This window comes from Pseudomonas sp. LG1D9, from assembly GCF_002949995.1.
Classification (GTDB): Bacteria; Pseudomonadota; Gammaproteobacteria; order Pseudomonadales; family Pseudomonadaceae; genus Aquipseudomonas; species Aquipseudomonas proteolytica.
The window spans coordinates 5147819-5170660 of record NZ_CP026881.1 but is presented as its reverse complement, the minus strand read 5'-3'; the positions used below and the strand labels follow the sequence as shown (position 1 = coordinate 5170660).

General features: G+C 59.7%; 17 protein-coding genes. 8 read left to right on the top strand and 9 right to left on the bottom strand.

Annotation, left to right across the window (positions count from 1 at the left end; translation table 11 throughout):
* Positions 1 to 28 precede the first annotated feature (28 nt).
* Positions 29 to 304: a hypothetical protein gene (locus C5F71_RS23950; protein WP_070996374.1), complete on the top strand. Its 276-nt coding sequence runs from the start codon at positions 29 to 31 to the stop codon at positions 302 to 304.
* On the opposite strand, the gene yfcF is transcribed toward C5F71_RS23950, so the two are convergent.
* Entirely contained in the window at positions 279 to 896 is a 618-nt protein-coding gene (yfcF, locus tag C5F71_RS23945) for a glutathione transferase (RefSeq protein ID WP_186352432.1), read from the bottom strand. The genes C5F71_RS23950 and yfcF overlap by 26 nt on opposite strands.
* A gap of 124 nt (positions 897 to 1020) precedes the next feature.
* Positions 1021 to 1566 carry a DUF924 family protein gene (locus C5F71_RS23940; RefSeq protein WP_029292927.1) on the bottom strand — a complete coding sequence of 182 codons (546 nt, stop codon included), beginning with the start codon at positions 1564 to 1566 and terminating at the stop codon, positions 1021 to 1023.
* Positions 1567 to 1701: 135 nt separating this feature from the next.
* On the opposite strand from C5F71_RS23940, the gene C5F71_RS23935 reads away from it, so the two are divergent.
* Positions 1702 to 2865: a DUF1624 domain-containing protein gene (locus C5F71_RS23935; RefSeq protein ID WP_104912121.1), complete on the top strand. Its 1164-nt coding sequence runs from the start codon at positions 1702 to 1704 to the stop codon at positions 2863 to 2865.
* A 207-nt stretch (positions 2866 to 3072) separates the two neighbouring features.
* Here C5F71_RS23935 and metE read toward each other — a convergent pair whose 3' ends face one another.
* The gene (metE, locus tag C5F71_RS23930; protein ID WP_070995915.1) at positions 3073 to 5361 is read right to left on the bottom strand and encodes a 5-methyltetrahydropteroyltriglutamate--homocysteine S-methyltransferase; all 2289 of its coding nucleotides are present in this window, start codon (positions 5359 to 5361) and stop codon (positions 3073 to 3075) included.
* Positions 5362 to 5482: 121 nt separating this feature from the next.
* Positions 5483 to 6391 (bottom strand): DUF4238 domain-containing protein, encoded by a 909-nt coding sequence (locus C5F71_RS23925; protein ID WP_158682886.1) that lies wholly within the window; start codon positions 6389 to 6391, stop codon positions 5483 to 5485.
* Positions 6392 to 6596: 205 nt separating this feature from the next.
* Between C5F71_RS23925 and C5F71_RS23920 the strand changes: the two genes are divergently transcribed.
* Together C5F71_RS23920 and C5F71_RS23915 are read left to right on the top strand one after the other, a co-directional pair.
* Entirely contained in the window at positions 6597 to 7694 is a 1098-nt protein-coding gene (locus C5F71_RS23920; RefSeq protein WP_070995917.1) for a carboxynorspermidine decarboxylase, read from the top strand.
* Between the two features lie 29 nt (positions 7695 to 7723).
* The gene (locus tag C5F71_RS23915) at positions 7724 to 8968 is read left to right on the top strand and encodes a saccharopine dehydrogenase family protein (protein WP_029292938.1); all 1245 of its coding nucleotides are present in this window, start codon (positions 7724 to 7726) and stop codon (positions 8966 to 8968) included.
* 95 nt (positions 8969 to 9063) lie between these two features.
* Here the strand turns inward: C5F71_RS23915 and C5F71_RS23910 are convergent, their stop codons facing one another.
* Entirely contained in the window at positions 9064 to 12045 is a 2982-nt protein-coding gene (locus tag C5F71_RS23910) for an amino acid adenylation domain-containing protein (protein ID WP_104912119.1), read from the bottom strand.
* A 275-nt stretch (positions 12046 to 12320) separates the two neighbouring features.
* On the opposite strand from C5F71_RS23910, the gene C5F71_RS23905 reads away from it, so the two are divergent.
* From C5F71_RS23905 to C5F71_RS23895, 3 genes are all read left to right on the top strand, one after another.
* Complete coding sequence (locus tag C5F71_RS23905) at positions 12321 to 12827, top strand: sigma-70 family RNA polymerase sigma factor (RefSeq protein ID WP_104912118.1); 507 nt, start codon at positions 12321 to 12323, stop codon at positions 12825 to 12827.
* Entirely contained in the window at positions 12824 to 13783 is a 960-nt protein-coding gene (locus C5F71_RS23900; protein ID WP_104912117.1) for a FecR domain-containing protein, read from the top strand. Before C5F71_RS23905 ends, C5F71_RS23900 begins: the two co-directional genes overlap by 4 nt.
* Before the next feature lie 101 nt (positions 13784 to 13884).
* Positions 13885 to 16329: a TonB-dependent receptor gene (locus C5F71_RS23895; protein ID WP_104912116.1), complete on the top strand. Its 2445-nt coding sequence runs from the start codon at positions 13885 to 13887 to the stop codon at positions 16327 to 16329.
* A gap of 440 nt (positions 16330 to 16769) precedes the next feature.
* Here C5F71_RS23895 and C5F71_RS23885 read toward each other — a convergent pair whose 3' ends face one another.
* From C5F71_RS23885 to C5F71_RS23875, 3 genes are all read right to left on the bottom strand, one after another.
* A complete protein-coding gene (locus C5F71_RS23885; protein WP_104912114.1) occupies positions 16770 to 18023 on the bottom strand; it encodes a hypothetical protein in 1254 nt (417 codons plus the stop codon).
* Positions 18024 to 18199: 176 nt separating this feature from the next.
* Positions 18200 to 19381 carry a sugar transporter gene (locus tag C5F71_RS23880; protein ID WP_092235649.1) on the bottom strand — a complete coding sequence of 394 codons (1182 nt, stop codon included), beginning with the start codon at positions 19379 to 19381 and terminating at the stop codon, positions 18200 to 18202.
* Positions 19382 to 19468: 87 nt separating this feature from the next.
* The gene (locus tag C5F71_RS23875) at positions 19469 to 20467 is read right to left on the bottom strand and encodes a bile acid:sodium symporter family protein (protein WP_104912113.1); all 999 of its coding nucleotides are present in this window, start codon (positions 20465 to 20467) and stop codon (positions 19469 to 19471) included.
* 85 nt (positions 20468 to 20552) lie between these two features.
* Between C5F71_RS23875 and C5F71_RS23870 the strand changes: the two genes are divergently transcribed.
* Positions 20553 to 21341: a helix-turn-helix domain-containing protein gene (locus C5F71_RS23870; protein WP_029292952.1), complete on the top strand. Its 789-nt coding sequence runs from the start codon at positions 20553 to 20555 to the stop codon at positions 21339 to 21341.
* Positions 21342 to 21735: 394 nt separating this feature from the next.
* On the opposite strand, the gene C5F71_RS23865 is transcribed toward C5F71_RS23870, so the two are convergent.
* A complete protein-coding gene (locus tag C5F71_RS23865; RefSeq protein WP_029292954.1) occupies positions 21736 to 22764 on the bottom strand; it encodes a LacI family DNA-binding transcriptional regulator in 1029 nt (342 codons plus the stop codon).
* Positions 22765 to 22842: the final 78 nt, after the last annotated feature.

Sequence of the window (22842 nt, the reverse complement as noted above, 5' to 3'; positions counted from 1 at the left end):
CAACAAAATCTATAAGAAGGACCTGTCCATGAAGCCCCATCAGAAGACTTTTGATCGCATCCGCAACGCTGTACTGCCGGAGTTTCGCGAGCGCGTTGCCGACTATTTGGTGGAGTACGAAACCGTCCTCCAGGCCCCCGCTGTCGATACCCTTCAGGCCTGCGCCGCCGCCCAGCAGCTGCGCGGTTATCTGCGCGGTTTGAACACCACCCGGGTGCTGGGCATGGAAGACTGGGAAGACCTCGACCGCCGCGTCGCGCAGGAATGGCCGCTGGGCACTACAGCGCCGGGCGTGCCTGATTGACCCACGCCTGCACCGAAGGGCGCTGCCACTGACGCTGGGCGTACGCCACCAACGGCGCGGGCACTGGATCGCCGTTGAGGATCAGCCGGTTGAGCATCACGGCCAGGTCCACATCGGCAATCGACCATTGGCCAAACAGATAGTCATCCCCGGCGGCCAGCCAGTGCTGCGCAGCCGCAATCAGCTTGTCAGCCGCCACCTGGGCCTGGGTGGATAACGGGCCGTACTTGATCCCGCAAAACACCACCAGCGTGGAGCGCTCCTGGCGGATCGGCAGCAAGTCACTGCGCAACCACGCCTGGATCTGCCGCGCCCGCGCGCGTTGACGTGGCTCCGTGGGGTAAACCGGCACCTGGGGGAACACCTCGTCCAGGTACTCGGTAATTGCCGACGATTCGGACAAGGCAAACCCGCCCTGCTCCAGGGTCGGCACACGCTGGGTCACGGACAACCCGGCAAACGCCGGGGCCTGCTGCTCCAGGGCATCAAGGTCGAGGGTGTGCACCTCGAACGGCAAGCCTTTTTCCTGCAGGGTCACAAACACCGACATCGCATACGGGCTAGTGAACTGGGCATCGACATACAAGCGCATCGGCAGGTTCGTCACGGCGGCATCTCCTTGGGTGGACAGCCACGCTACGAGATGTGCGGCGACAAATACAATGCAGCTTTTTTATGGGGGCATTCCTCGGCGGAATACGACCGGTTCCTACACCCTATCCGGAAAACCCACCGCCCTGAAGAAACGCCTCCTCCTCCTCAGTCGTCACCCGGCCCAACGCTGCATTGCGATGGGGGAACCGGCCGAATCGCTCGATGATGTCGGCATGTTCCTTGGCCCAGTGGTAGGTATTGGCATCGAGTTGTTTGTTCAATGCCAGGGAACGCTGCTGGTCATCGGGTTGTTCTGAATGCTCGAAGGGCAAGTAGCAGAACGCGCGCAATGCCGGGTCGATCAGCCGGTCCATCCCCGCGTCGATCATACGTGCGGCGTACACCCTGGCCAGTGGATCGGTGGCAAACATATGGGCGGTGCCCCGGAAGGTATTGCGCGGGTATTGATCGAGCAGGATCAGCAACGCCAGCGCGCCTTCGGGTTCGTTCATCCAGTGCTCCAGTTCACCCCTGGCCGCCTGGAAATGGGCCTCATGGAAGCGTGCGCCGAACTCGGCATCGAACTGTGCATCTTTCTTGAACCAGCGTGCCGGGCCCGCCGCCATCCAGAATTGCACGACAGCTTTGAAATCAATCGGGGCGCTCATAAATGACTCCGGGGTCGTCAAGGTCTATGCCCTACCCTAGCATTTGCAGGGGGCGATTCCGACTCAGAACGCCACGACGGCCTCCAATGTTATAAGATAACTACCCTTTTTCCTTCCTACCGGCGACCTTGCACCATGACTGACGCTGTTCCCGCTGCCAACTCACGCCAACGCCTGCTTTCCATCGACGCCCTGCGCGGCCTGGTGATCCTGTTCATGTTGCTTGATCACGTGCGCGAAACGTTTCTGCTGCACCGGCAAGTCAGCGACCCGATGAACATCGACACTACGGAGCCGGCGTTGTTTATCAGCCGTACCCTGGCCCACTTGTGTGCGCCGGTATTTGTGTTGCTGACTGGCCTGTCAGCGTTTCTGTACGGCGAAAAATACCAGGGCCGCGGTGACGTCTCGGCGTTTTTGTTCAAGCGCGGGCTGTTTCTGGTGGTGCTGGAGTTCACCCTGGTGAACTTCGCCTGGACCTTCCAACTGCCTCCCAGCGTCATCTATATGCAGGTGATCTGGGCCATCGGCGTGAGCATGATCGCCCTCGCCGTACTGGTGTGGTTGCCACGCCCGCTGCTGATCGGCCTGGCACTGGTGATCATTGGCGGGCATAACCTGCTGGACGGCGTGCATTTCGCAGCGGGTTCGGCGTTGCACATTCCCTGGGCGATCTTGCATGAACGTAGCTGGATCGAAGTGAGCGACACGCTGCGCTTGCGCACGACGTACCCGGTGCTGCCGTGGATCGGGGTGATTGCCCTGGGTTATGGCATCGGCCCGTGGTTTTGCGGCTCGATGGCGGCGGCGCGACGTCAGCGTTATCTGTTACTGGCCGGCGTTGGCGCGCTGGTAGGCTTTGGGGTGTTGCGCCTGATCAATGGCTATGGTGAGGCGCCATGGCAGATGTACGACAGCCAGGTGCAGACGCTGATGAGTTTCTTCAACATCACCAAATACCCACCTTCACTGCTGTTCCTCGCGCTGACATTGGGTGTGGGGCTGTTGTTGCTGCTGGGCTTCGAACGCGCCGGGCAACGTCGCTGGATCGGCACCCTAGCGGTGTTCGGCGCGGCACCGATGTTCTTTTATCTGCTGCATTTGTATGTGTTGAAAGTGCTGTATGTGATGGGCGTGGCCTTGTTTGGCCTGAACCAGGAGACGCATTTTGGCTTCGACAACGTGGCATCGGTGTGGCTCGTGGCGTTGCTGCTGCCCCTGGCGTTGTACCTGCCAGTGCGCTGGTTTGCCAGGCTCAAAGCCCGGCGGCGGGATATTGCGTGGCTCAAGTACCTGTGACCAAAGATGGTGACTGAACTACCGCTTTCGCGGGCAAGCCCGCTCCCACAGGGGGGCTTTGTTGGGCATAGATTTTTGTGCCACACCACCATCAAAGGTGGGAGCTGGCTTGCCTGCGATGGCGGTGCAACTGCCACCAACGAGGGTGACTGAACCACCGCTTTCGCGGGCAAGCCCGCTCCCACAGGGGGCTGGGGTTAGCTGCTGCTATGCCAGTTCGGCGCGCAGTTGCCGTGCAGCGGCGACCATATGAATCAGCGCCGCCTCCGTCTCTGGCCAGGCGCGGGTCTTCAGGCCGCAGTCGGGGTTGACCCACAGTCGTTCGGCCGGGATGCGCTGGGCAGCCTTGCGCAGCAGGTTGGCCATTTCCGAGGCGTCCGGTACCCGTGGCGAGTGGATGTCGTAGACGCCCGGGCCAATGTCATTCGGGTAAGCGAAGGCTTCGAACGCGTCCAACAATTCCATATCCGAACGCGAAGTCTCGATGGTAATCACGTCGGCATCCATCGCCGCGATGGACTCGATCACGTCGTTGAATTCGCTGTAGCACATATGGGTATGGATCTGGGTTTCATCCCGTACTCCAGAGGCGCACAGGCGGAAGACTTCGGTCGCCCAGTCCAGGTAGTGTTGCCACTGCGCCCGGCGCAGGGGCAAGCCTTCGCGGAACGCCGCTTCATCAATCTGAACGATCTTGATACCCGCCGCCTCCAGGTCCAGCACTTCGTCACGAATCGCCAACGCCAGTTGCCGGGCCTGCACTTCGCGGCTCACGTCCTCCCGGGGGAATGACCACATCAGCATGGTCACAGGGCCAGTCAGCATGCCTTTCATCACCTTGTCGGTCAGGCCTTGAGCGTAGCGGATCCACTCCACCGTCATGGCTTTCGGACGGCTCAGGTCGCCGAAGATCACTGCTGGTTTCACACAGCGCGAACCGTAGCTCTGCACCCAGCCAAAGCGGGTGAACACATAGCCATCCAGTTGCTCGGCAAAATATTCCACCATGTCGTTACGTTCGGCCTCACCGTGCACCAGCACGTCCAGGCCGAGGTTTTCCTGCACTTCAACGGCGTGTTTGATCTCGCTGTGCATCGCTTCGACATATTCAGCCTCACTCAACTTGCCGGCCTTGAACGACTGGCGCGCCAGGCGAATCGACGCGGTCTGCGGGAACGAGCCAATGGTGGTGGTCGGAAACAACGGCAGGTCGAGGCCGGCGCGCTGCTTGGCGATACGCTGGGCAAACAGCGAATGACGCTGACTGTCCTTGGCAGTGATGGCCGCAACACGCGCTTGTACAGCCGGTTTGTGGATCCGTGGCGAAGCCGCACGCGCTGCCTGCACGGCACGGCTTTGGGCCAAGGCCGCCACGACGTTCGCGGCTTCTGGCTGGTTGATAGCCTGGGCCAGCACGGCCACTTCTGCGCACTTCTGCACGGCGAAGGCCAGCCAGCTCTTCAGCTCGGCATCGAGCTTGTCTTCACGCCCCAGGTCAACCGGGCTATGCAGCAACGAGCAGGACGGCGCGACCCACAAGCGGTCACCCAGGCGTTCATGGGCATGCCGCAAGGTGGCCAGGGCATTTTCCAGGTCGCAGCGCCAGACGTTACGCCCGTTGACTACGCCTAGGGACAGCACCTTATAAGCCGGCAGGCGATCGAGAATCGTCGGGTACTGTTCAGGTGCACGCACCAGGTCAATGTGCAGGCCATCGACCGGCAAGTTGGCCGCCAGGCCGAGGTTCTCTTCCAGGCCGCCAAAGTAAGTGGCCACCAGTTTCTTCAGGGGGTCACGCTGGATCAGGTTGTAGGCGCGCTCAAACGCATTTTTCCAGTCCTGGGGCAAATCGAGCACCAGGATCGGCTCATCAATCTGCACCCACTCCACGCCCAGGTCCGCCAGGCGCTGGAAGATCTGGCCGTACAGCGGCAGCAAGCGGTCGAGCAGGTCGAGCTTGTCGAAGTCCGCGCCCTTGGCCTTGCCCAGCCACAGGTAAGTCAGCGGCCCGATCACTACCGGCTTGACGGTGTGCCCCAGGTCGCGGGCTTCTTTGACTTCGTCGAACAGTTGATCCCAGCCCAGATGGAACTGCTGGTCAGCGCTGAATTCGGGCACCAGGTAGTGGTAGTTGGTATCGAACCACTTGGTCATTTCCTGGGCGTGGGCCCCGCCGCAGCAACTGTCGCTGACACCACGGGCCATGGCAAACAGGGTGTGCAAGGTGGCATGGCCGTCGGCCGGGCGAAAACGCTCGGGGATCACCCCGAACATCAGTGAGTGCGTCAGCACCTGGTCGTACCAGGCAAAATCGCCGGCGGGCAACAACTCGATGCCGGCCTGTTTCTGCAGGTCCCAGTGGCTCTTGCGCAACTCACGGCCGACAGCGCGCAGGCCGGCTTCGTCCAGTTCGCCCTTCCAAAACGCTTCCTGCGCTTTTTTCAGTTCACGATCGCGTCCAATGCGCGGAAATCCAAGGGAATGAGCGACTGCCATGACAAAAAACTCCAATGTGTTGATAGGGGAGCTATTGTCGGCAGGCGGTCATAGTGAGGCAAACTCATATTATTCTAGATGATCACGAAATATCCTCATGAAGATCTCTATAACCGCTGAGCTACACCAGCAACCCCCGACCCGATTGCTCGCCATTGGAAAGTACAACAAAGGAGTCTTGGGACTTCCGCTCAGCAAATGTCTGTTGGATGAAACGGGGTCGCAATGCCAATAGTTGCTCTTTCTTACCCACAATAAACTGGCGGGCACGCTCTACCGTCATATTGTTGGCAATAGGGGTTAACTCTTGAGAGACACTTTCAATGCTTGTGATCCTCTTATTTTTTTTAAAGTTCGGATCATTGGACGGACGCCCCACCAACAAAATTTCTGGTGTTAACGGGATATAGACTCCCTGCTGATTGCTAGCAGTCAGTGTCATGTCGAACAGCGGACGATCACCGATCAATAGCGGCTCTTTCGTGGGGCCATGAAGAGTAAAGCTCCAGCTTTCAAACTGCTGAATTTTTGTCGCATGCAGACTTCTAAAATGGTCGACAACCTGCCGACCAATAGACTCGTCCGAACAGTCCGGGTTTTCCTCTCTGATCAGCGTTTCAAGACAACTGAACTCGTAGGCACTACGAAAGCCCAGCATGATCGCTGCCCCGATAAAACTATCCCGCGCTTTGTCTTTTATAGCGTCGTATTGACCTTTCAATATTTGGTCCGTGACCGCAGCTAGGTCGCTTTCGCCCTGTGAGAACCAATCCTCCAGCCATTCGTCCCGATAGGCTGTCCCCTCCTTCGTATAACGTACCGGCACATACCGAAATTCCTTGATCGCAAAACTGGCGTTTTCACCTTTACGGAACTGGACTGTGCCTGAGTTGCAATCCAACACCCAGTAGCCTTTTTTGCCTTCGTTTTCTGCCAGCCAACGCTTGAGTAACCCCTTGGGTACTGTGTGGTTTTTATGCTTGGCCGATTTGCCCGCCAGGTTGGTCGTAACACCCTTTTTCTTTGCCATGAAACAGTCCTTTGATCGCACGGTAAATATTGGGCACGCCGAATGGATCATCCTCCCGAGCGCGCCACGTCAACGTAGAACAGTCATAGTGACAGACTACAGTGGCCACTACCCTGCAAAATCCGCTGACGAACCTTTCGATCTGCCCCAAGTGCGGGCACAATGCCTGTCCTTTTTTGGCAGGCTCCGCCACAGGCTCTGAAAAATGATCAAAACCCCGTATTACCTCATCGACAAACAGAAACTTCTGACCAACATGCAGAAGATCGCCTACGTGCGCGAGCAGTCCGGCGCCAAGGCGCTGCTGGCACTCAAGTGCTTTGCCACCTGGTCGGTGTTCGATCTGATGCAGGAATACATGGACGGCACCACGTCCTCATCGCTCTATGAGCTCAAGCTCGGTCGCCAGAAGTTCGAAGGTGAAGCCCACGCCTATAGCGTGGCCTGGGCCGACGACGAGATCGAGGAGATGCTCGATAACTGCGACAAGATCATCTTCAACTCCATCAGCCAGCTGCAGCGCTTTGCCGAGCGCAGCGAGGGCAAGACCCGTGGCCTGCGCGTCAACCCGCAAGTGAGCAGCTCCGACTACCTGCTGGCCGACCCGGCGCGCCCCTTCAGCCGCCTGGGCGAGTGGGACCCGGTGAAGATCGAAGGCGTGATCGAGCAGATCTCGGGCTTCATGTTCCACAACAACTGTGAGAACGGTGACTTCGAACTGTTCGACAAGATGCTGGGCACCATCGAAGAACGCTTCGGCGCGCTGCTGCACAAGGTCAACTGGGTCAGCCTCGGCGGTGGCATCCACTTTACCGGTGAAGGCTACGCAATCGATGCATTCTGCCAACGCCTCAAGGCGTTCTCGCAGAAGTACGACGTGCAGGTGTACCTGGAACCCGGCGAAGCGGCGATCACCAACAGCGCTTCCCTGGAAGTCACCGTGCTCGACACCCTCTACAACGGCAAAAACCTCGCCGTGGTCGACAGCTCCATCGAAGCCCACTTGCTGGACCTGCTGATCTATCGCCTCAACGCCAAGCTGGCGCCAAGCACCGGCGAGCACACGTACATGGTGTGCGGCAAGTCGTGCCTGGCCGGGGACATCTTCGGCGAATACCAATTTGATCAGCCGCTGGCCATCGGCGATCGACTGTCGTTCATCGACACGGCAGGCTACACCATGGTCAAGAAAAACTGGTTCAACGGCCTGAAAATGCCGTCCATCGTAGTGAAACAACTCGACGGTACAGTCGAAGTGGTTCGTGAATTTGGTTACGACGACTACCTGTCCAGCCTTTCGTAAAGCGGACAGATAAAGGAGAGATAAAGCAATTGAAAAAGAACGTTCTTATCATTGGTGCAGGAGGTGTCGCCAAGGTGGTGGCCCACAAGTGCGCGCAGCACAACGACGAACTCGGTCGGATTGCTATCGCGTCGCGCAACATCTCCAAATGCCAGGCCATCATCGACAGCGTCAAGGCCAAGGGTAGCCTCAAGGTACCCGCCCAGATCCAGGCCTTTGCGCTGAACGCTTTGGACGTGGAAGCGACCAAGGCACTGATCCGCGAAACCCAATCGCAGATCGTCATCAACGTCGGCTCCGCCTTCCTCAACATGTCGGTACTGCGTGCCTGCATCGATACCGGCGTGGCTTACCTGGACACCGCCATCCACGAAGAGCCGGGCAAGGTCTGCGAGACCCCGCCGTGGTACGGCAACTACGAGTGGAACCACCTGGAGGAATGCAAGCAGAAGAACATCACTGCGATCCTCGGCGTGGGTTTTGACCCAGGTGTGGTCAACGCCTATGCGGCGCTGGCACAACAACAGCATTTTGACCGCATTGATTCGATCGATATTCTCGACGTCAATGCCGGCAGCCACGGCAAATATTTCGCCACCAATTTCGACCCGGAAATCAACTTCCGCGAATTCACCGGACAGGTGTGGAGCTGGCAGAACAGCCAGTGGACCAGCAACACCATGTTCGAAGTCAAACGTACCGACGACCTGCCGGTAGTCGGTTCGCAGAACCTGTACCTGACCGGCCACGATGAAGTGCACTCGTTGTCGAAAAACCTCGACGTGCCCAACGTGCGGTTCTGGATGAGCTTCGGCGAACACTACATCAATGTGTTCACCGTGCTGAAAAACCTCGGCCTGCTCTCCGAGAAACCGGTCACCACCGCCGAAGGCCTGGAAGTGGTGCCATTGAAACTGGTCAAGGCCGTGCTGCCTGATCCGTCTTCCCTGGCACCGGGCTACACCGGCAAGACCTGCATTGGCGACCTGGTCAAGGGCACCAAGGATGGCCAGCCGCGCGAGCTGTTCATCTATAACGTGGCCTGCCACGAAGAAGCCTATGCCGAAACCGACAGCCAGGGCATCTCCTACACCGCCGGCGTGCCGCCTGTAGCCGCAGCGCTGCTGGTAGCCCGTGGCGAGTGGGACGTGCAACGCATGGCCAACGTCGAAGAACTGCCAGCCGAGCCGTTCCTCAAGGCGCTGGACGTGATGGGCCTGCCGACCCGTATCAAGGACGAGAAAGGCGACCGCGCCTGGGATGCTATCGCCTGATAGCGTCTTGTTCCCAAGATCACTCCCACATCCTGTGGGAGTGATCTCGGCCTGCCGCACGTGGTTATGCGCAGGAACCTACAGTGAAACGGGCCCTATACCTTGCTCTGCCCGCCTAACCGATTAAGGTAAATGGCCAGCACTTCACCACTGAACTCCGACTCTCGGATATCACTCCCCTCCAGCAATTCCTGCACTTGGCTCCGATCCCAATCGTAGTTGTCTTGATAAAGCTCCAGAATTGTCTCCCCCGCGTGCATGTCATCCTTGAACAGGCCAAGCAAGGGATACAGTGGCTCTCTCTGATTGCCTTCCCACAATCCAACCCACTCTTTAAACGCCACCACCGGAAGGTCGCGACCGTAGTAGCGCCCTACCCGTCGGCAAAATTCCTTGAGATCAAGGTTGGTGCGAGCCGTTTGGCAAAGATTAAGTTTCTTACCCAGCGCTTCAGGTTTTCGGGAGATATGCGCGATGGCAGCCACCATGTAGTCAACGGTGGTCAATCCTTCGCGCATATTGTGCAGGTCGGGTACTGCGTTATGCGCCAGGCACGTTTGAATGAAACGCCCCCACCACTGATAGTTGGCACAGACTCCCGTGCGACTGTGGCAGGTGGCGTAGCCGAGGCGAAACGTCACGACAGGAAGGCCTTGGGCGCCAGCAAGATCGGCGAGTTTTTCCATCACCCACTTACTCTGCACATACCCCAGATCCTTGCGAATCGCGCCCAGGTTCTGGTCAATATCGTCTTGCTCATAGGCCAGGGTTCGACCGGTAAAACGATGGCCCCAGCTGTAAATGGAAATGGTCGACATCAGCATCAACGGCTTGATTTTGCTAACGCTGCAAAACTGTATGACGTGACGCATGCTCTGCACGTTATCTTTCTTCATAGAGTCGTAGGGCATGATGAAATTGACGGCACTGGCCGAGTGGTAAACCAGATCGACTTCTTCAGCCAAGGCTGCATAGTCTTCTTGCGCCATCCCCAACATCAATTGCGATAAATCACTGACGTAAACGCGCACTCGCGACCAATCCTGATCGTCGATAACGATTTGATAACGCTCGGCGATGTGCTGTAACCGCACACGGCCAGCGCTGGGACTCTCACAGCGAATGAGGCAATGAACAATGGCGGTGCTGGTGCACAGCAATTGCTCAAGCAGATGAATCCCTACGAAACCGGTGGCCCCCGTCAACAGCATGTGGCGTGGCTCGATCAGTTGAATCGGATCAATATCTGCAGGTAATTGGCTACCGGGCAAAAGCCAGACGTCATCCTCAAAGCTGTTTGCGGTGGCGATCTCGACGCCCGATGACGCGTTGCACATGCGCCGACGTATTTCGCCAGCTTGCTCGGCGAACACCAAGTGCTGGTAAACATCTTGAACCGACACCTTTATCAGAAAGGTATCTGTCAACTTGCGCGCCAATGCGGCTGCGCGCAATGAATGCCCTCCAACCTCGAAAAAGCTGTGGTGTGGCTGAAAGTCATCGTGTTCAAGCAGCTCATACCAAACCTGCCCTAACGCCCGCTCCAGCTCATCATTAAAGCGTGTGCCGTCAAACGATGCCGCCGGCTGGGCAGCCAAAAATGCGAGCAGCGCCTGCTTGTCTGTTTTGCCATTGCTGTTCGCGGGTAACGTATCAAGGCAATAGTATTTTTCGGGAAGCATGTAATCCGGCAAGTCCACTTCCAGGCTGCGCCGCAGGCTGGCAATCAATTGTTCTGAATGCTCGTGCGGGTACAGCTTGACAACAAACGCCACCAGCCGCTTTTGCGCCTGCGACCCTGAATCCTGAACGACCACTGCCACCGAATTGACTCGCGGCTCCTTGAGTAAGCGGGCTTCAATTTCACCCACCTCCACGCGGTAACCACGAATTTTCACCTGACCATCCTTGCGCCCCAGAAACTGCAGACTGCCGTCGTCCAGACGCAAGGCCTGATCACCGCTGCGGTAAATGCGACAGCCCAACTGTTCTACATACATAAATCGCTCGGCCGTCAACTGCGGCGCCCGCAGATACTCGCGGGCCAGGCACGGTCCTGCGATACACAACTCACCGACTTCGCCTGCCGGCAGTTCGTCAAGGTTATCGTCAAGGATGTAGATCCGGGATTGGCCGATGGGAAAGCCGATGGAGGGAGGTTTATTCAAACGTTGAGTTTCCACCACCTTTGAGGTCACAAAAATGGTGGCTTCCGTTGGCCCGTAACAATCGATCAAACCATAGGAAAGATGCTCGACGTCCACCGGGTGCAGCTTCTCGCCACAGGTGTAAATGTATTTAAGACTCAACCCTTCAGGTTGCGCAGCGTTCACTACGTCATACACCTTCAACGTCGGGACAAAGGCGTGAGTGATAGCGTTAATCACGCAAAAATCTAAAAACGCCTGACTATTGAGCAGTGACTGCTGGTCCAGTAAGTAAAGACAGGCACCGGCAATCAGTGCCGACCAGATTTCTGCCTGGCAAAGATCAAAGCCAACCGCCGCCATCATTGTTTGGCGGCTGGACGAATCAATGTGCAGATCAAGATTATGTTGAAGCAACAACGCCGCGACACTGTGATGCTCAATCACCACGCCCTTGGGATTGCCCGTAGTCCCGGAAGTAAAAATCACGTACATCGCATCGCCGGGATCAACAGTGACGTGGCTAGCGGGACTGACTGGCGCATCAAGCAGATGCTCGACCGTTATCACCTCGCACCCCATTAATGGCCCATCGTCTTCATTGCTGGTACACAGCACATAGGACGCCAGACATTGGGCACCAATGTACTCTTGGCGGGAGTGTGGCAACTGCCGATCCAGGGGTACAAACGCAGCGCCGGCTTTTAATACACCCAGCATTGCTACCACCAACTCGATGGACCGCTCTGCCCGGATCAGCACCCGATCGCCAGCACCGACATTGCGTGAGTGCAACCAAGCGGCCACTTTTGCGCTTCGACGATCCAGTTCGGTGTAGGTAATGCGCTCTTGCAAACCGACGATCGCCAGCCGTTGCGGATCAGCCCGCACCTGGCGCTCGAACAAACTCACCACCGTATCCAGCGACATGATCAAACCTCCTTGTCCAGCGTTAACTGATTCCCTCCCTCAACCGAGAGATTGCCTGAGCAAGGCCAACCTCGGTAACTGTCAAAAATCACAGTTTTTTATAAAAAATCAAACTATCTGCAGGCCCTCTGAGCCACATAAAGAATAAGTCCTTAATTTCGACTCGCGTGTTCGGCAGCCACGCGTCTGCCCGTCTTCCCGGTTATTGCAAGCGCCCTCACGCAAAAGGTAATATTGAGAACGATTCACAATACCACCCTTGAGAAAGTCGACCCGTGCAGTCACCTCCAATCCGCAAGCTGGGCTTCTTTTTCAATGACCATCACCGGTGGTTGCTGCAACATATCCAGCATCGCGTGCGTAATCACGCCGATGCCGAAGACACCGCCGCCGATACGTTCTGCCAGATGCTCGCCGCGCGGGTCGACCCCGACAGCATCGAGCAACCCCGGGCCTATCTTTCGACCATTGCGCGTCGGCTGATCTTTGATCGTTACCGCCGCAGTCGCCTGGAAACCGCCTATCTGGAGCGGCTCGCCGCGACCCCCGAGGCGCTGGCGCCCTCCCCCGAAGACCAACTGCAACTGATCCAGGCCCTGGTGGCAATTGACCGCGCCCTCGATGGCCTGCCGCTGATCGTCAAGGCCACCTTCCTTTATAGCCAACTCGACGGCATGAGCTACGTGGCGATTGCGCGCAAGCTGCAATTGTCTGAGCGCACCGTGAGCCGCTATATGAAACAAGCCCTGCGCCAATGCTACCTGGCCGAGTTGGCCCCATGAGCAAGGCCCGCCTGGACCCGATCAGCGAGCAGGCCATTGACTGGATGGTGCGCCTGCGCGCGGGCAAACCGGATGCGTTGCTGCAGGAACGGTTCAATGCCTGGTTGGGCGTGGACCCGGCCCACGCCCAAGCCTGGGCCCGCTTGCAGGAGCGCTTGGGCGGATCGTGGAACACCTTGCGCAGCCTCGATAAACGCCTGCCCGGCGAAGCCCGGCAAGTGCTGTTGCAACCCCAGGGTTCACGCCGCGAAGTGCTGCGCGCCATTACGGGCCTGGGCCTGCTGGGTGGCGGCCTGTGGCTGGCGGCGCGCAGCCCGCTGGGTGACGACCTGCTGGCCGACCTGCACACCGCGCGCGGTCAGCGCCAGACCTTCACCCTGCTGGACGGCAGCCGCCTGACCCTGAACGCAGGCAGCGCCGTCGACCTGCAATTCGACCAGCACCAGCGCTTGATCATCCTGCGGCACGGCGAACTGGTGATTCAGGTGGCGGCCGACCCCCAGCGGCCGCTGCGCGTGCGCAGCGCCCAGGGCAGTGTCCAAGCGTTGGGCACGCGCTTCCTCGTGTCCCAGGAGCCAGACGCCACGCGGGTGGTGGTGCTGGAGCATTCGGTCCAGACGACGCTGCACAACGGCATCCAGCACACCGTGCAGCAAGGCCAATCGGTGCTGCTCCACGCCAACCGCATCGAACCGCTGGCCGGCAACCAGAGCTACCGCGCCGACTGGCTCGCCGGGCACCTGAACGTGCTGGACGACTCCCTGGAACAGGTGGTTAGCGCCCTGCGCCCCTACAGCCGTGGTTTTGTGCGCGTCGACCCGCAGGTACGCGAGCTGCGCGTGCAGGGTGTATTCCCCCTCAACGACCCACACCGGGCCTTCGATGCGCTGGCCGAAACCCTGCCGATCCGGGTGGATCACTACAGCCCGTGGCTGACCCTGATTCGTGCCAGGTAGCCCGGGCAAAACTTTTTTATGCAAATCACTCTTATTTGTGTCCGGTTTTCATTTCTCGGCCCACCTATCTCCTGACACGTCCACACCTTCAGGAGAATGCTGTGCTCAACCCTTGGCCCCATGCCCTTTCCGTCGCCGTTGCCCTGGCAACCCTGGCGAGCCCTGCCCTGGTACAGGCCCAAAGCCTGTCTTTCAATTTGCCGGCCGGCCCGCTGGCCCAAACGCTGAATGCCATTGCCAGCCAGAGCGGGCGGATTGTGTCCCTGGACCCGGTGTTGGTGCAGGGCAAGCAGGCCCAGGCGGTGATCGGCCAAATGCCGGCCGAACAGGCCATGGACCGTGCGTTGGCGGGCAGCGGCTTGCAGTTGCGGGTGACCGGGCAAGGCAATTTCAGCGTCGAGCCTGCCGCCGACAGCGGCGCCGCGCTGCAACTGGGCGTGACATCCATTGCCGCCCACAGCATCGACCCCACCATCACTGAAGATTCCGGCTCCTACGCCGCACGGGCCGTGACTATCGGCAAGGGCACCCACACCCTCAAGGAAATCCCCCAGTCGATCACGGTGATGACCCGCAAACAAATGGATGACCAGGGCCTGGTCGACCTCAAGGACGCCGTCAACCAGACCACTGGCCTGGTGGGTGTGCAAGGCGTGGGCAAAGGCATGATCATCACCTCCCGCGGCTTCCAGATCGACGACTGGCAGTACGACGGCGTGCCGATCCCGCGCAATACCTATGCCCTGGGCAACTGGGCCACCCAGGACCTGATCTTCTTCGACCGCCTGGAAGTGCTGCGCGGCGCCTCCGGCCTGCTACAGGGCACCGGCAGCCCGGGTGGCGCGATCAACCTGGTGCGCAAGCGCGGGCAAGCGGCACCCACCGTCGCCCTCACCGCCAAGGCCGGCAGTTGGGACCACTACGGCCTGCAGCTGGACGCCGGCGGCCCGCTGAACCAGAGCGGCACGGTCCGTGGGCGGATGGTGGCGGACGAAGACCAGAGCGACTCCTTCATCGACTACGAATGGAGCAAGACCCACTCGTTGTACGGCGCCCTGGACTTCGACCTGCAGGAAGACACCACCGTGGGGCTGGCCGTCAGCCGCACCAATGCCGAGTCGCGTCCGATGCTGCGCGGCCTGCCACGCTATGCCACCGGCAAGTCGATCGACCTGTCACGTTCTACCTTCACCGGTTCACGCTGGAACCACTCGCAGATCGACGTCACCACCCTGTACGCCGACGTGGAGCACCGCTTCAACGACGACTGGAAGCTCAAGGTCGGCGCGGTACGCATGCATGAAGAAAACACCTCCACCCACCAGCGCGTACAGACCAACAACGAAGGCATCGAAGCCGACGGCAGCGGCGTGTCATACGCCGACTGGTACACCGATTTCGATGGCACCAAGATCGGCCTCGACACCCACCTCACCGGGCGTTTCGAGGCGCTGTCCATGGCGCAGGAAATCACCCTGGGCGGCAACTACTCCAAGTACACCACCAACGACGTCATCGCCCGCACGTTCAATGACAGCACCGATAACATCTTCGACATCAATAACCACCGCCCCGAAGTCACCTACGAAAGCCTGATGAACACCCCTGGCGGCCGCGCAACACCGAGCAAGTACGACATCCGCCAAAAAGGCCTGTATGGCAGCTGGCGCGTCAAGCCGATCGACCCGTTGACCCTGGTACTTGGCGCCCGTGTCAGTTGGTATGACTACAGCTACACCTCCTCGGGCATCACGGCGGTGACCCACGCCACCAGCGTCAACAAACCCAGCACCACCAACGAAACCGGCGAAGTCACGCCCTACGCCGGGATCGTCTACGACCTGAGCCGCGAGTGGGCGGTGTACGCCAGCTACACCGACGTGTTCGAGCCACAGACCCAACGCGACCTCAGTGACGCGGTGGTCAAGCCGGTGATTGGCAGCAACTACGAAATCGGCCTCAAGGGCGAGTTGATGGACGGGCGAGTCAATACGTCGCTGGCGTTGTTCCGTTACGACCAGGAAAACCGTGCGATCACCGATTATTCCCTGGGCCCAGTCTGCGGTGGTACGGACTGCGCAACAGGTTCCGGCAAGGTGCGCAGCCAAGGCCTGGAAGCAGAAATCAGCGGCGAAGTGCTGAGCGGCCTGCAACTGTTTGCCGGCTATACCTACAACACCACCAAGTACCTCGAAGATCGCGACAACAAAGGCCGAGTGTTCAGCCAATGGACACCCAAGCACATGTTGCGGGTCTGGAGCGACTACCAGTTCAGCGGCGACTGGAGCAAGGTCAGCGCCGGGTTGGGCTTCACCACCCAGAGCCATACCCTGGGCTACGAGTACACCTATGACGTGGCGGGCTACACGGTGTGGAATGCGCGCCTGGCCTATCAGCTGACGCCGGAGGTAGGGCTGGCGATGAATGCCAACAACCTGTTCGACAAGACCTACTACGCGTCTGGGTACAACCAGCTCAACGGCAACAACTTCTATGGTGATCCGCGCAATGTGATGTTCAGCGTCAAATACACACCGCAGTTCTGAGTGGCTGACGCCAGCCCGTTGGGGTAGGCCCGGTTGCTGTTGCAAGCGGGTCTACCCTGGCAATAAGGCTTTGTTAGCCATCAGGTCAATCGCAGTAAACCGTTCTGACTGTCGAGCCCTCTTGTACGAACTTGACGCCTTTGCCACGGCACACAAACGGGTTGGGCGCATTGGCCTCCTTCCCGCCAATCGGGCCCACTCTGGGCGCCAGGGCTACCTTCTCGTGTGGAAATAAGAAACTGAATATTCGGTCGAGCGGAGCGAAAAAAGCGACGCCCTCTTCACCCACTTCGCCTCCTGAATAATAGCGTCCGCCTTTCATCCCCCCTGCGTATACCAATGAAGACCCAAGTATCTGAACGCCCATCAACAGTGCAAAAAAAACCGCTGTCCTTTTCATCTCAACCTCCTCAACCGCATAACCAGCACCTTGTGAACGTTCAGGGCAACTGCGCCACCACGGCAATATCGTCTTGTGCACCATCATTGGCCACACCCGCAACATAGGTTCCGCTGAAGGAGATACTGCTCAGGGTGCTCTGCAGTCCACCGCTCACAGGGGGGATGGGCACGGTAGCGTTGATAGGATCCCAGGTGCAGGCGGTGGCGTATTCATTGCTATTGGTGCAGTCCATCGCCACGGTGTCGTTTTCCGCAAGGCTGAAAGCACGGGTACTGACGCTACCCGGCAAAAACGCGATAGGCCGCACACCAAAACTGGTGGTGGTGTCCGCCCAAAAGAAATCCGTGGTAAAGCCCGTCGGTGCCATACCTCGCGCCAATACACGCCCGGCGTTGTTAACCGCAACCCCGCTGTTGTTGGCGCCCAACGGTAATGTCAGCAGCCGAGGCGCGCTGGTGGGTGAAGGCCAAAACGCGGCTTTACTGCTTTGGTGAGGCGTGGTGGGAAAAGTACAGGTGCCCACGACTTGGTTCAGATCGTTCATACCCACGCCCCAGCATGCAGTTGCCCCGCTTGCCAGAGGCAAGTCAGTGATCGAGTACGCGCTCGCCCCCCGTGTAGCGACTCGCGCCACTGGCTTGCCATTGACCGGACAGTTCAGCAGGAGGCTGGGATAACCGTTGATTGCAGTGTTGTTCACAACGGCACCGCGGCACATGTCGCCCCAACCTGAAATACGCAACGGCGTCGCAATGCCTGGCATATATAAAACGACAGTGACCGCGCCCGCACCGCTGATACTCAGGCCAAGCACCGCCCCTTGCTGGTTCTGCGCGGTTGCGGCGGTCTGCACATCGGCAGGACGTAACAGGGGGATCAGGAATGTTGCCGGCAATGGGGTCAGCTTGGTCGGCGCGCCACTGGGCGTGGCGGCACTCCAGGTCACGGCAAAATTACGACCGCTCGCATCGGCGCAACTGCCCAGCAGCGATCCGTTGTTGGCAATGGCCCCCACCGCACAAGGCTGATTGGCCGCCAACGAAGGCAAGATCTGCTGCGGCCCGGCGGTAGAGGCTGCATACCAGGGCTCGCCATTGGCGCTAGGGTCATCCTGCGAGCAATTACCCACACTCTGACCACTGTCGTTGACCCCGTTAGTCGCACATTGCGCGCCCGCCGCGTTGCCCAAATTGACAAAAGTCGCCGCATTGACCGCCGCGCTCGCGCCCCACAACAAAGCCCCGCCGCTCACCATCATTGGCAGGATCGCGCGTTTGAATAAGTTCTGCATGATCGGTCCGTCCCTGGAAAGTTACCGTCCTTCAGTCCAACGCATGACACTGGTTATGCGCTGGGTCCGAGAGGCAGTAAAAACCTGGAAAGCCGTGCCGACAACTGTCAGATCTGACAGGTTTTAAAACTACAAGAAGAGGTCCATAAAGAGAGGTTTTTAGTCGCGTCTGCCAATCAACTCACGCCACCCTGGCCGAACCGATAAATCGACAGGCAATACAGCCCCAGCGCCGCCACCGCCAGCAAGCCCCCGGCCGCGCCGATCCAGGCAAAGCCGAAGTGCCCGCCGACCCAACTGCCGAGCAAGGCCCCGCCACCAATCCCGATGTTGTAGATCCCGGAGAACATGGCCATCGCCACGTCGGTTGCATCCGGCGCCAGCACCAGCACTTTGGACTGCAACGCCAAGCCAAAGGCCATGATCGCCATGCCCCAGAACACGCTCAACACCACCAGGTACGACACATCGCCACTCAACGGCAGAAGCAGCCCCAGGCACAGGGCCAATACCGCCACCGCCACCAGCAGAAAGCGGTAAGGATTGAAGCGGTGCAGCACACTGAACAGCAACGAGCCAATGATCCCCGCCCCGCCAAACACCAACAGCACCAGGGTCACGGCATTGCCGCCCAGGCCGGCGACGCGCTCCACAAAGGGCTCGATATAGCTGTAGGCGGTGAACTGCGCGGTGACCACCATCGCCGTCAACACATACAACGCCACCAGTGCCGGGCGCTTGAACAGCAGCGGCAGGCTACGCAGGGAACCGGAGTTCTGGCTCGGCAACAACGGCAAGGTGCGCGCCAGCCAGAACACCAGCGCGGCGGCAAACCCGGCAATCACTATGAATGTGGTGCGCCAGCCCATGGCTTCGCCCAGCAGGCGCCCCAGGGGAATCCCCAGGACCATTGCCAACGAAGTACCCGTGGCCAACAGCCCCAAGGCCTGGACCTGCTTGCCCGGCGGCGCCAGACGCACCGCCAGCGACGCGGTGATCGACCAGAACAGCGCATGGGACAAGGCAATGCCGATACGGCTGACCATCAACAAGCCAAAACTGTTGGCCATACTGGACAGAAGATGGCTGGCGATAAACAGGCCGAACAGCACAATCAGCAACTTGCGCCGCTCGACGTTGCGCGTCAGCAACATCACCGGCAGCGACGTCAATGACACCACCCAGGCATAGATGGTCAGCATCAGACCGACCTTGGGGATCGGCATGTCGAAGCTGGCGCCAATGGCGCTGAGCAAACCGACCGGGACGAATTCAGTGGTGTTGAACACAAAGGCGGCCAGCGCCAGGGCGATGACCGGTTGCCAGTTGGCGGCGGGGGTTGCGGTGGAAGTACTCATCGACAGGTCGTTTTACTCTGTTGCGCGCTGATCCTGACGGCCCGATGCCAGCCCTTGAGCAGCGCGGAAAAATAGTAACACGATGGTTCAGGGATCGACTTGCGCCATGATCTCGGGAATGGACTCCGGGCGATTGGCATAGCGCTGGGCCAGCACCGCACAGACCATCAACTGGATCTGGTGGAACAGCATCAACGGCAGGATCAACACGCCCATGGTGCTGCCGGCAAACAGCACCTGGGCCATCGGCACGCCCGTGGCCAGGCTCTTTTTCGAGCCGCAGAACAGGATAGTGATGCGATCTTCCTGATTGAACCCAAAGACCTTGCCCAACAGCGCGGACGCCACCAGCACCAGTGCCAGCAAGACGCAGCAGGCCACCAGCAGACCAGCCAATTCCCACAACGGGATCTGATGCCAGATGCCTTCATTGACCGCTTCACTGAATGCGCCGAAGACCACCAGCAGGATCGAGCCCTGGTCGACGAACTTCAGCCAGTTCTTGTTACGCCCCACCCACTCGCCGATCCAGCGTCGGGCGATCTGCCCGGCGATAAACGGCAGCAGCAGTTGCACGCTGATCTTGAGGATCGCATCCACGGTGGAGCCGCCGTCGCCATGCACATTGAGCAGCAGCGTCACCAGCAACGGCGTAAGGAAAATCCCGAACAGACTGGACGCCGCCGCGCTGCAAATCGCCGCCGGGATATTGCCCCGCGCCAGCGACGTAAAGGCAATCGCCGACTGCACCGTGGCCGGCAGCGCACACAGATAAAGCATGCCCATGTACAAATCTTTGCCAATCATCGGCGACAGCAACGGCTTGAGGGCCAGGCCCAGCAGCGGGAACAGCACGAAGGTCAGGCTGAACACCAACAGGTGCAAACGCCAGTGCCCGGCACCGGCAACGATGGCCTGGCGTGACAGCTTGGCGCCATGCAGGAAGAACAACAGCGCGATGGCCAGGTTGGTCACCCAACCAAAGGCCACGGCAGCCTGGCCGCTGACGGGCAGCAAAGAGGCCAGGGCCACCGTGGCAATCAAGGTCAAGGTGAAGTTATCGGGTAAAAACCGGGGGCGGGTCATGGGCTGTTCTTTCCAGGGGTTGCCAGGGCGTCGTGCCGACTCTAACGTAACGGCTTGTTACCGACTAACGCCAATGAGCCAGTAAATGCCGCCAAAAGGACACGATAAGGCCGTTCGCCGCAGCATTCCTGGGCTCTCCAGCCTGCCGCGCCCGGTGTATGGCCGCACCGAATCCCTGCCCAACCGCGCCCTGACCCGCCGCCATAGCCACCCGTGGGTGCAGTTGTCGTATGCAATCTCCGGGGTGCTGGAGATCCAGACCAGTGCCGGGCGCTTCGTGGCGCCACCGCAACGGGCGGTGTGGATCCCGGCGGGCATGCCACATCGGGTGTTCAGTTCTCCACACACCGAAATGCGCAGCCTGTACCTCGACTGCAGCGTGACCGCCTGGGCGGCGGAGCGCTGCCAGGTACTGGCGGTGAGCGACCTGTTGCGCGAGTTGATCCGCCGCTTCAGCGAACTGCCGGTGGAATATGCCGAAGATGGCCCCGATGGGCGCCTGGCCCAAGTCCTGCTCGACCAACTCGCCGCCGCGCCGCAGGTGGACCTGATGCTGCCACTGCCGCTGGACAGCCGGTTGCGCCAGATCTATCGCAGCCTGAGCCTGCACCCCGAACAGGCGACCACGCTGGGACAGTGGAGCCAGCGCCTGGGGGTCAGCGAAAAAACCCTGAGCCGGTTGTTTGTGAGCGATACCGGCCTGACCTATCGCGCCTGGCGCCAGCGGCTGAGGCTGCTCGGCGCCCTCCCCGACCTGGAACGCGGCGAGCGGGTGACGGACGTGGCGCTGGGGTGTGGGTATGAGTCGGTTTCGGCGTTTATCGCCGCGTTTCGACAACAGTTTGATACGACACCCGGGGAGTTTTTTCGCTGACTGGATTGACCCGAGGGTTGGCCTCGCACAATCCCCTGTGGGAGCGGGCTTGCCCACGATGAGGGTGTGTCATTTGATAAATACAGTGGCTGAACCACCGCTATCGCGGCATAGGTATATACACAACTTTCAGAAACTGACGAACTCTCCTGTGGCGAGCGGGCTTGCCCCGCGCTGGGCTGCGAAGCAGCCCCAAAACCAGCCGCTGCGGTGTATCTGGTACAACGCATTCGGCTTATTGGGGCTGCTTCGCAGCCCAGCGCGGGGCAAGCCCGCTCGCCACAACTGCGCTATCTGCCTGGATCTAGGCGTTGCGGCAAAGTTGTGTAGATACCTATGGCTATCGCGGGCAAGCCCGCTCCCACATTTTCCACCGCCGATGGCCAGCCCTCAGTCAGCGCAACAACGACGAACTCGCCCGCACCTGCAACTGCGGCGCCACCATGATCGACTCGCACGCCTCGCCCTCGATGCGCTTGAGCAGCAGCTCAACCGCATGCCGGCCCATGTCTGCCAGGGGCAGGCGCACGCTGGTCAGGGGCACCATCAGTTCATTGGCCAGTGGTATGTCGTTGAAGCCCACCACGGCAATGTCCTTGCCCGGCATCAGGCCCTTGTCACGTGCAGCCCCCATCAAGCCGATGGCCAGGAAGTCATTGACCGCGAAAAACGCCTGGGGCCGTGGGCTGAGTCCCAACAGGTACTCGCCCTGGCGGTGCCCGGTAAGGCTGTCAAAAGGACCATTGAGCGTCCATTCCGGGCGCAGCGTAATGCCTTGCTCCCGGTAATAACGGGTAAACCCGCGCGTGCGATCAGCGCCGGTGGAGGCATGCCGTTCGCCCGCCAGAATGGCCACATCGCGACAGCCCAACTGGTACAAGTGCTCGGCCGCCAGCCAGCCGCCACGTTCATCGTCGCTGCACGCCGCCAGATGCCCGGCAATCTGGCGACTGACCAGCACGTAGGGAATGTGCTTGCGCGTCAGCAGTTCCAGGAGCGGCTGGCTTTCGCCGACATGTGAGTCCCCGACGATCAGCCCGGCCACCGAGCGGCGCAAGGCATGCTCGGCACGGGCCATCTGGCGGGGTTGCTGGTCGTCGGTATTGGAGACGAAGGTCAGGTAGCCGGCCTGTTCGGCCGCACTGTCGATGCTGTCGTAAATGGTCGCCATCACCAGGTCGGTGAGGCGCGGCATCAGCACACAGATTTCCTGGCTTTTGCGCAGTTTCAGGCTAGATGCCTGCGTGTTCGGCCGATAATCCAGCTCTTTTGCCAACTCCCGGATACGCGCCACCACTTCGGCAGACGCCGCGCGCTCGACCCCGGCCGGGTCGCCGTTGAGTACCCGGGACACCGTGGAGACATGCACGCCAAGTGCGGTCGCCATGGACTTCAAGGTGGCTGGACGAGATGGGCTCGGCATGTCTGAGGGGCTTCCGACTGTCTGATATTTAGCGCGCAGATTCTACCCGAACGGGCGTACCGCAGCCGCAGATAAATC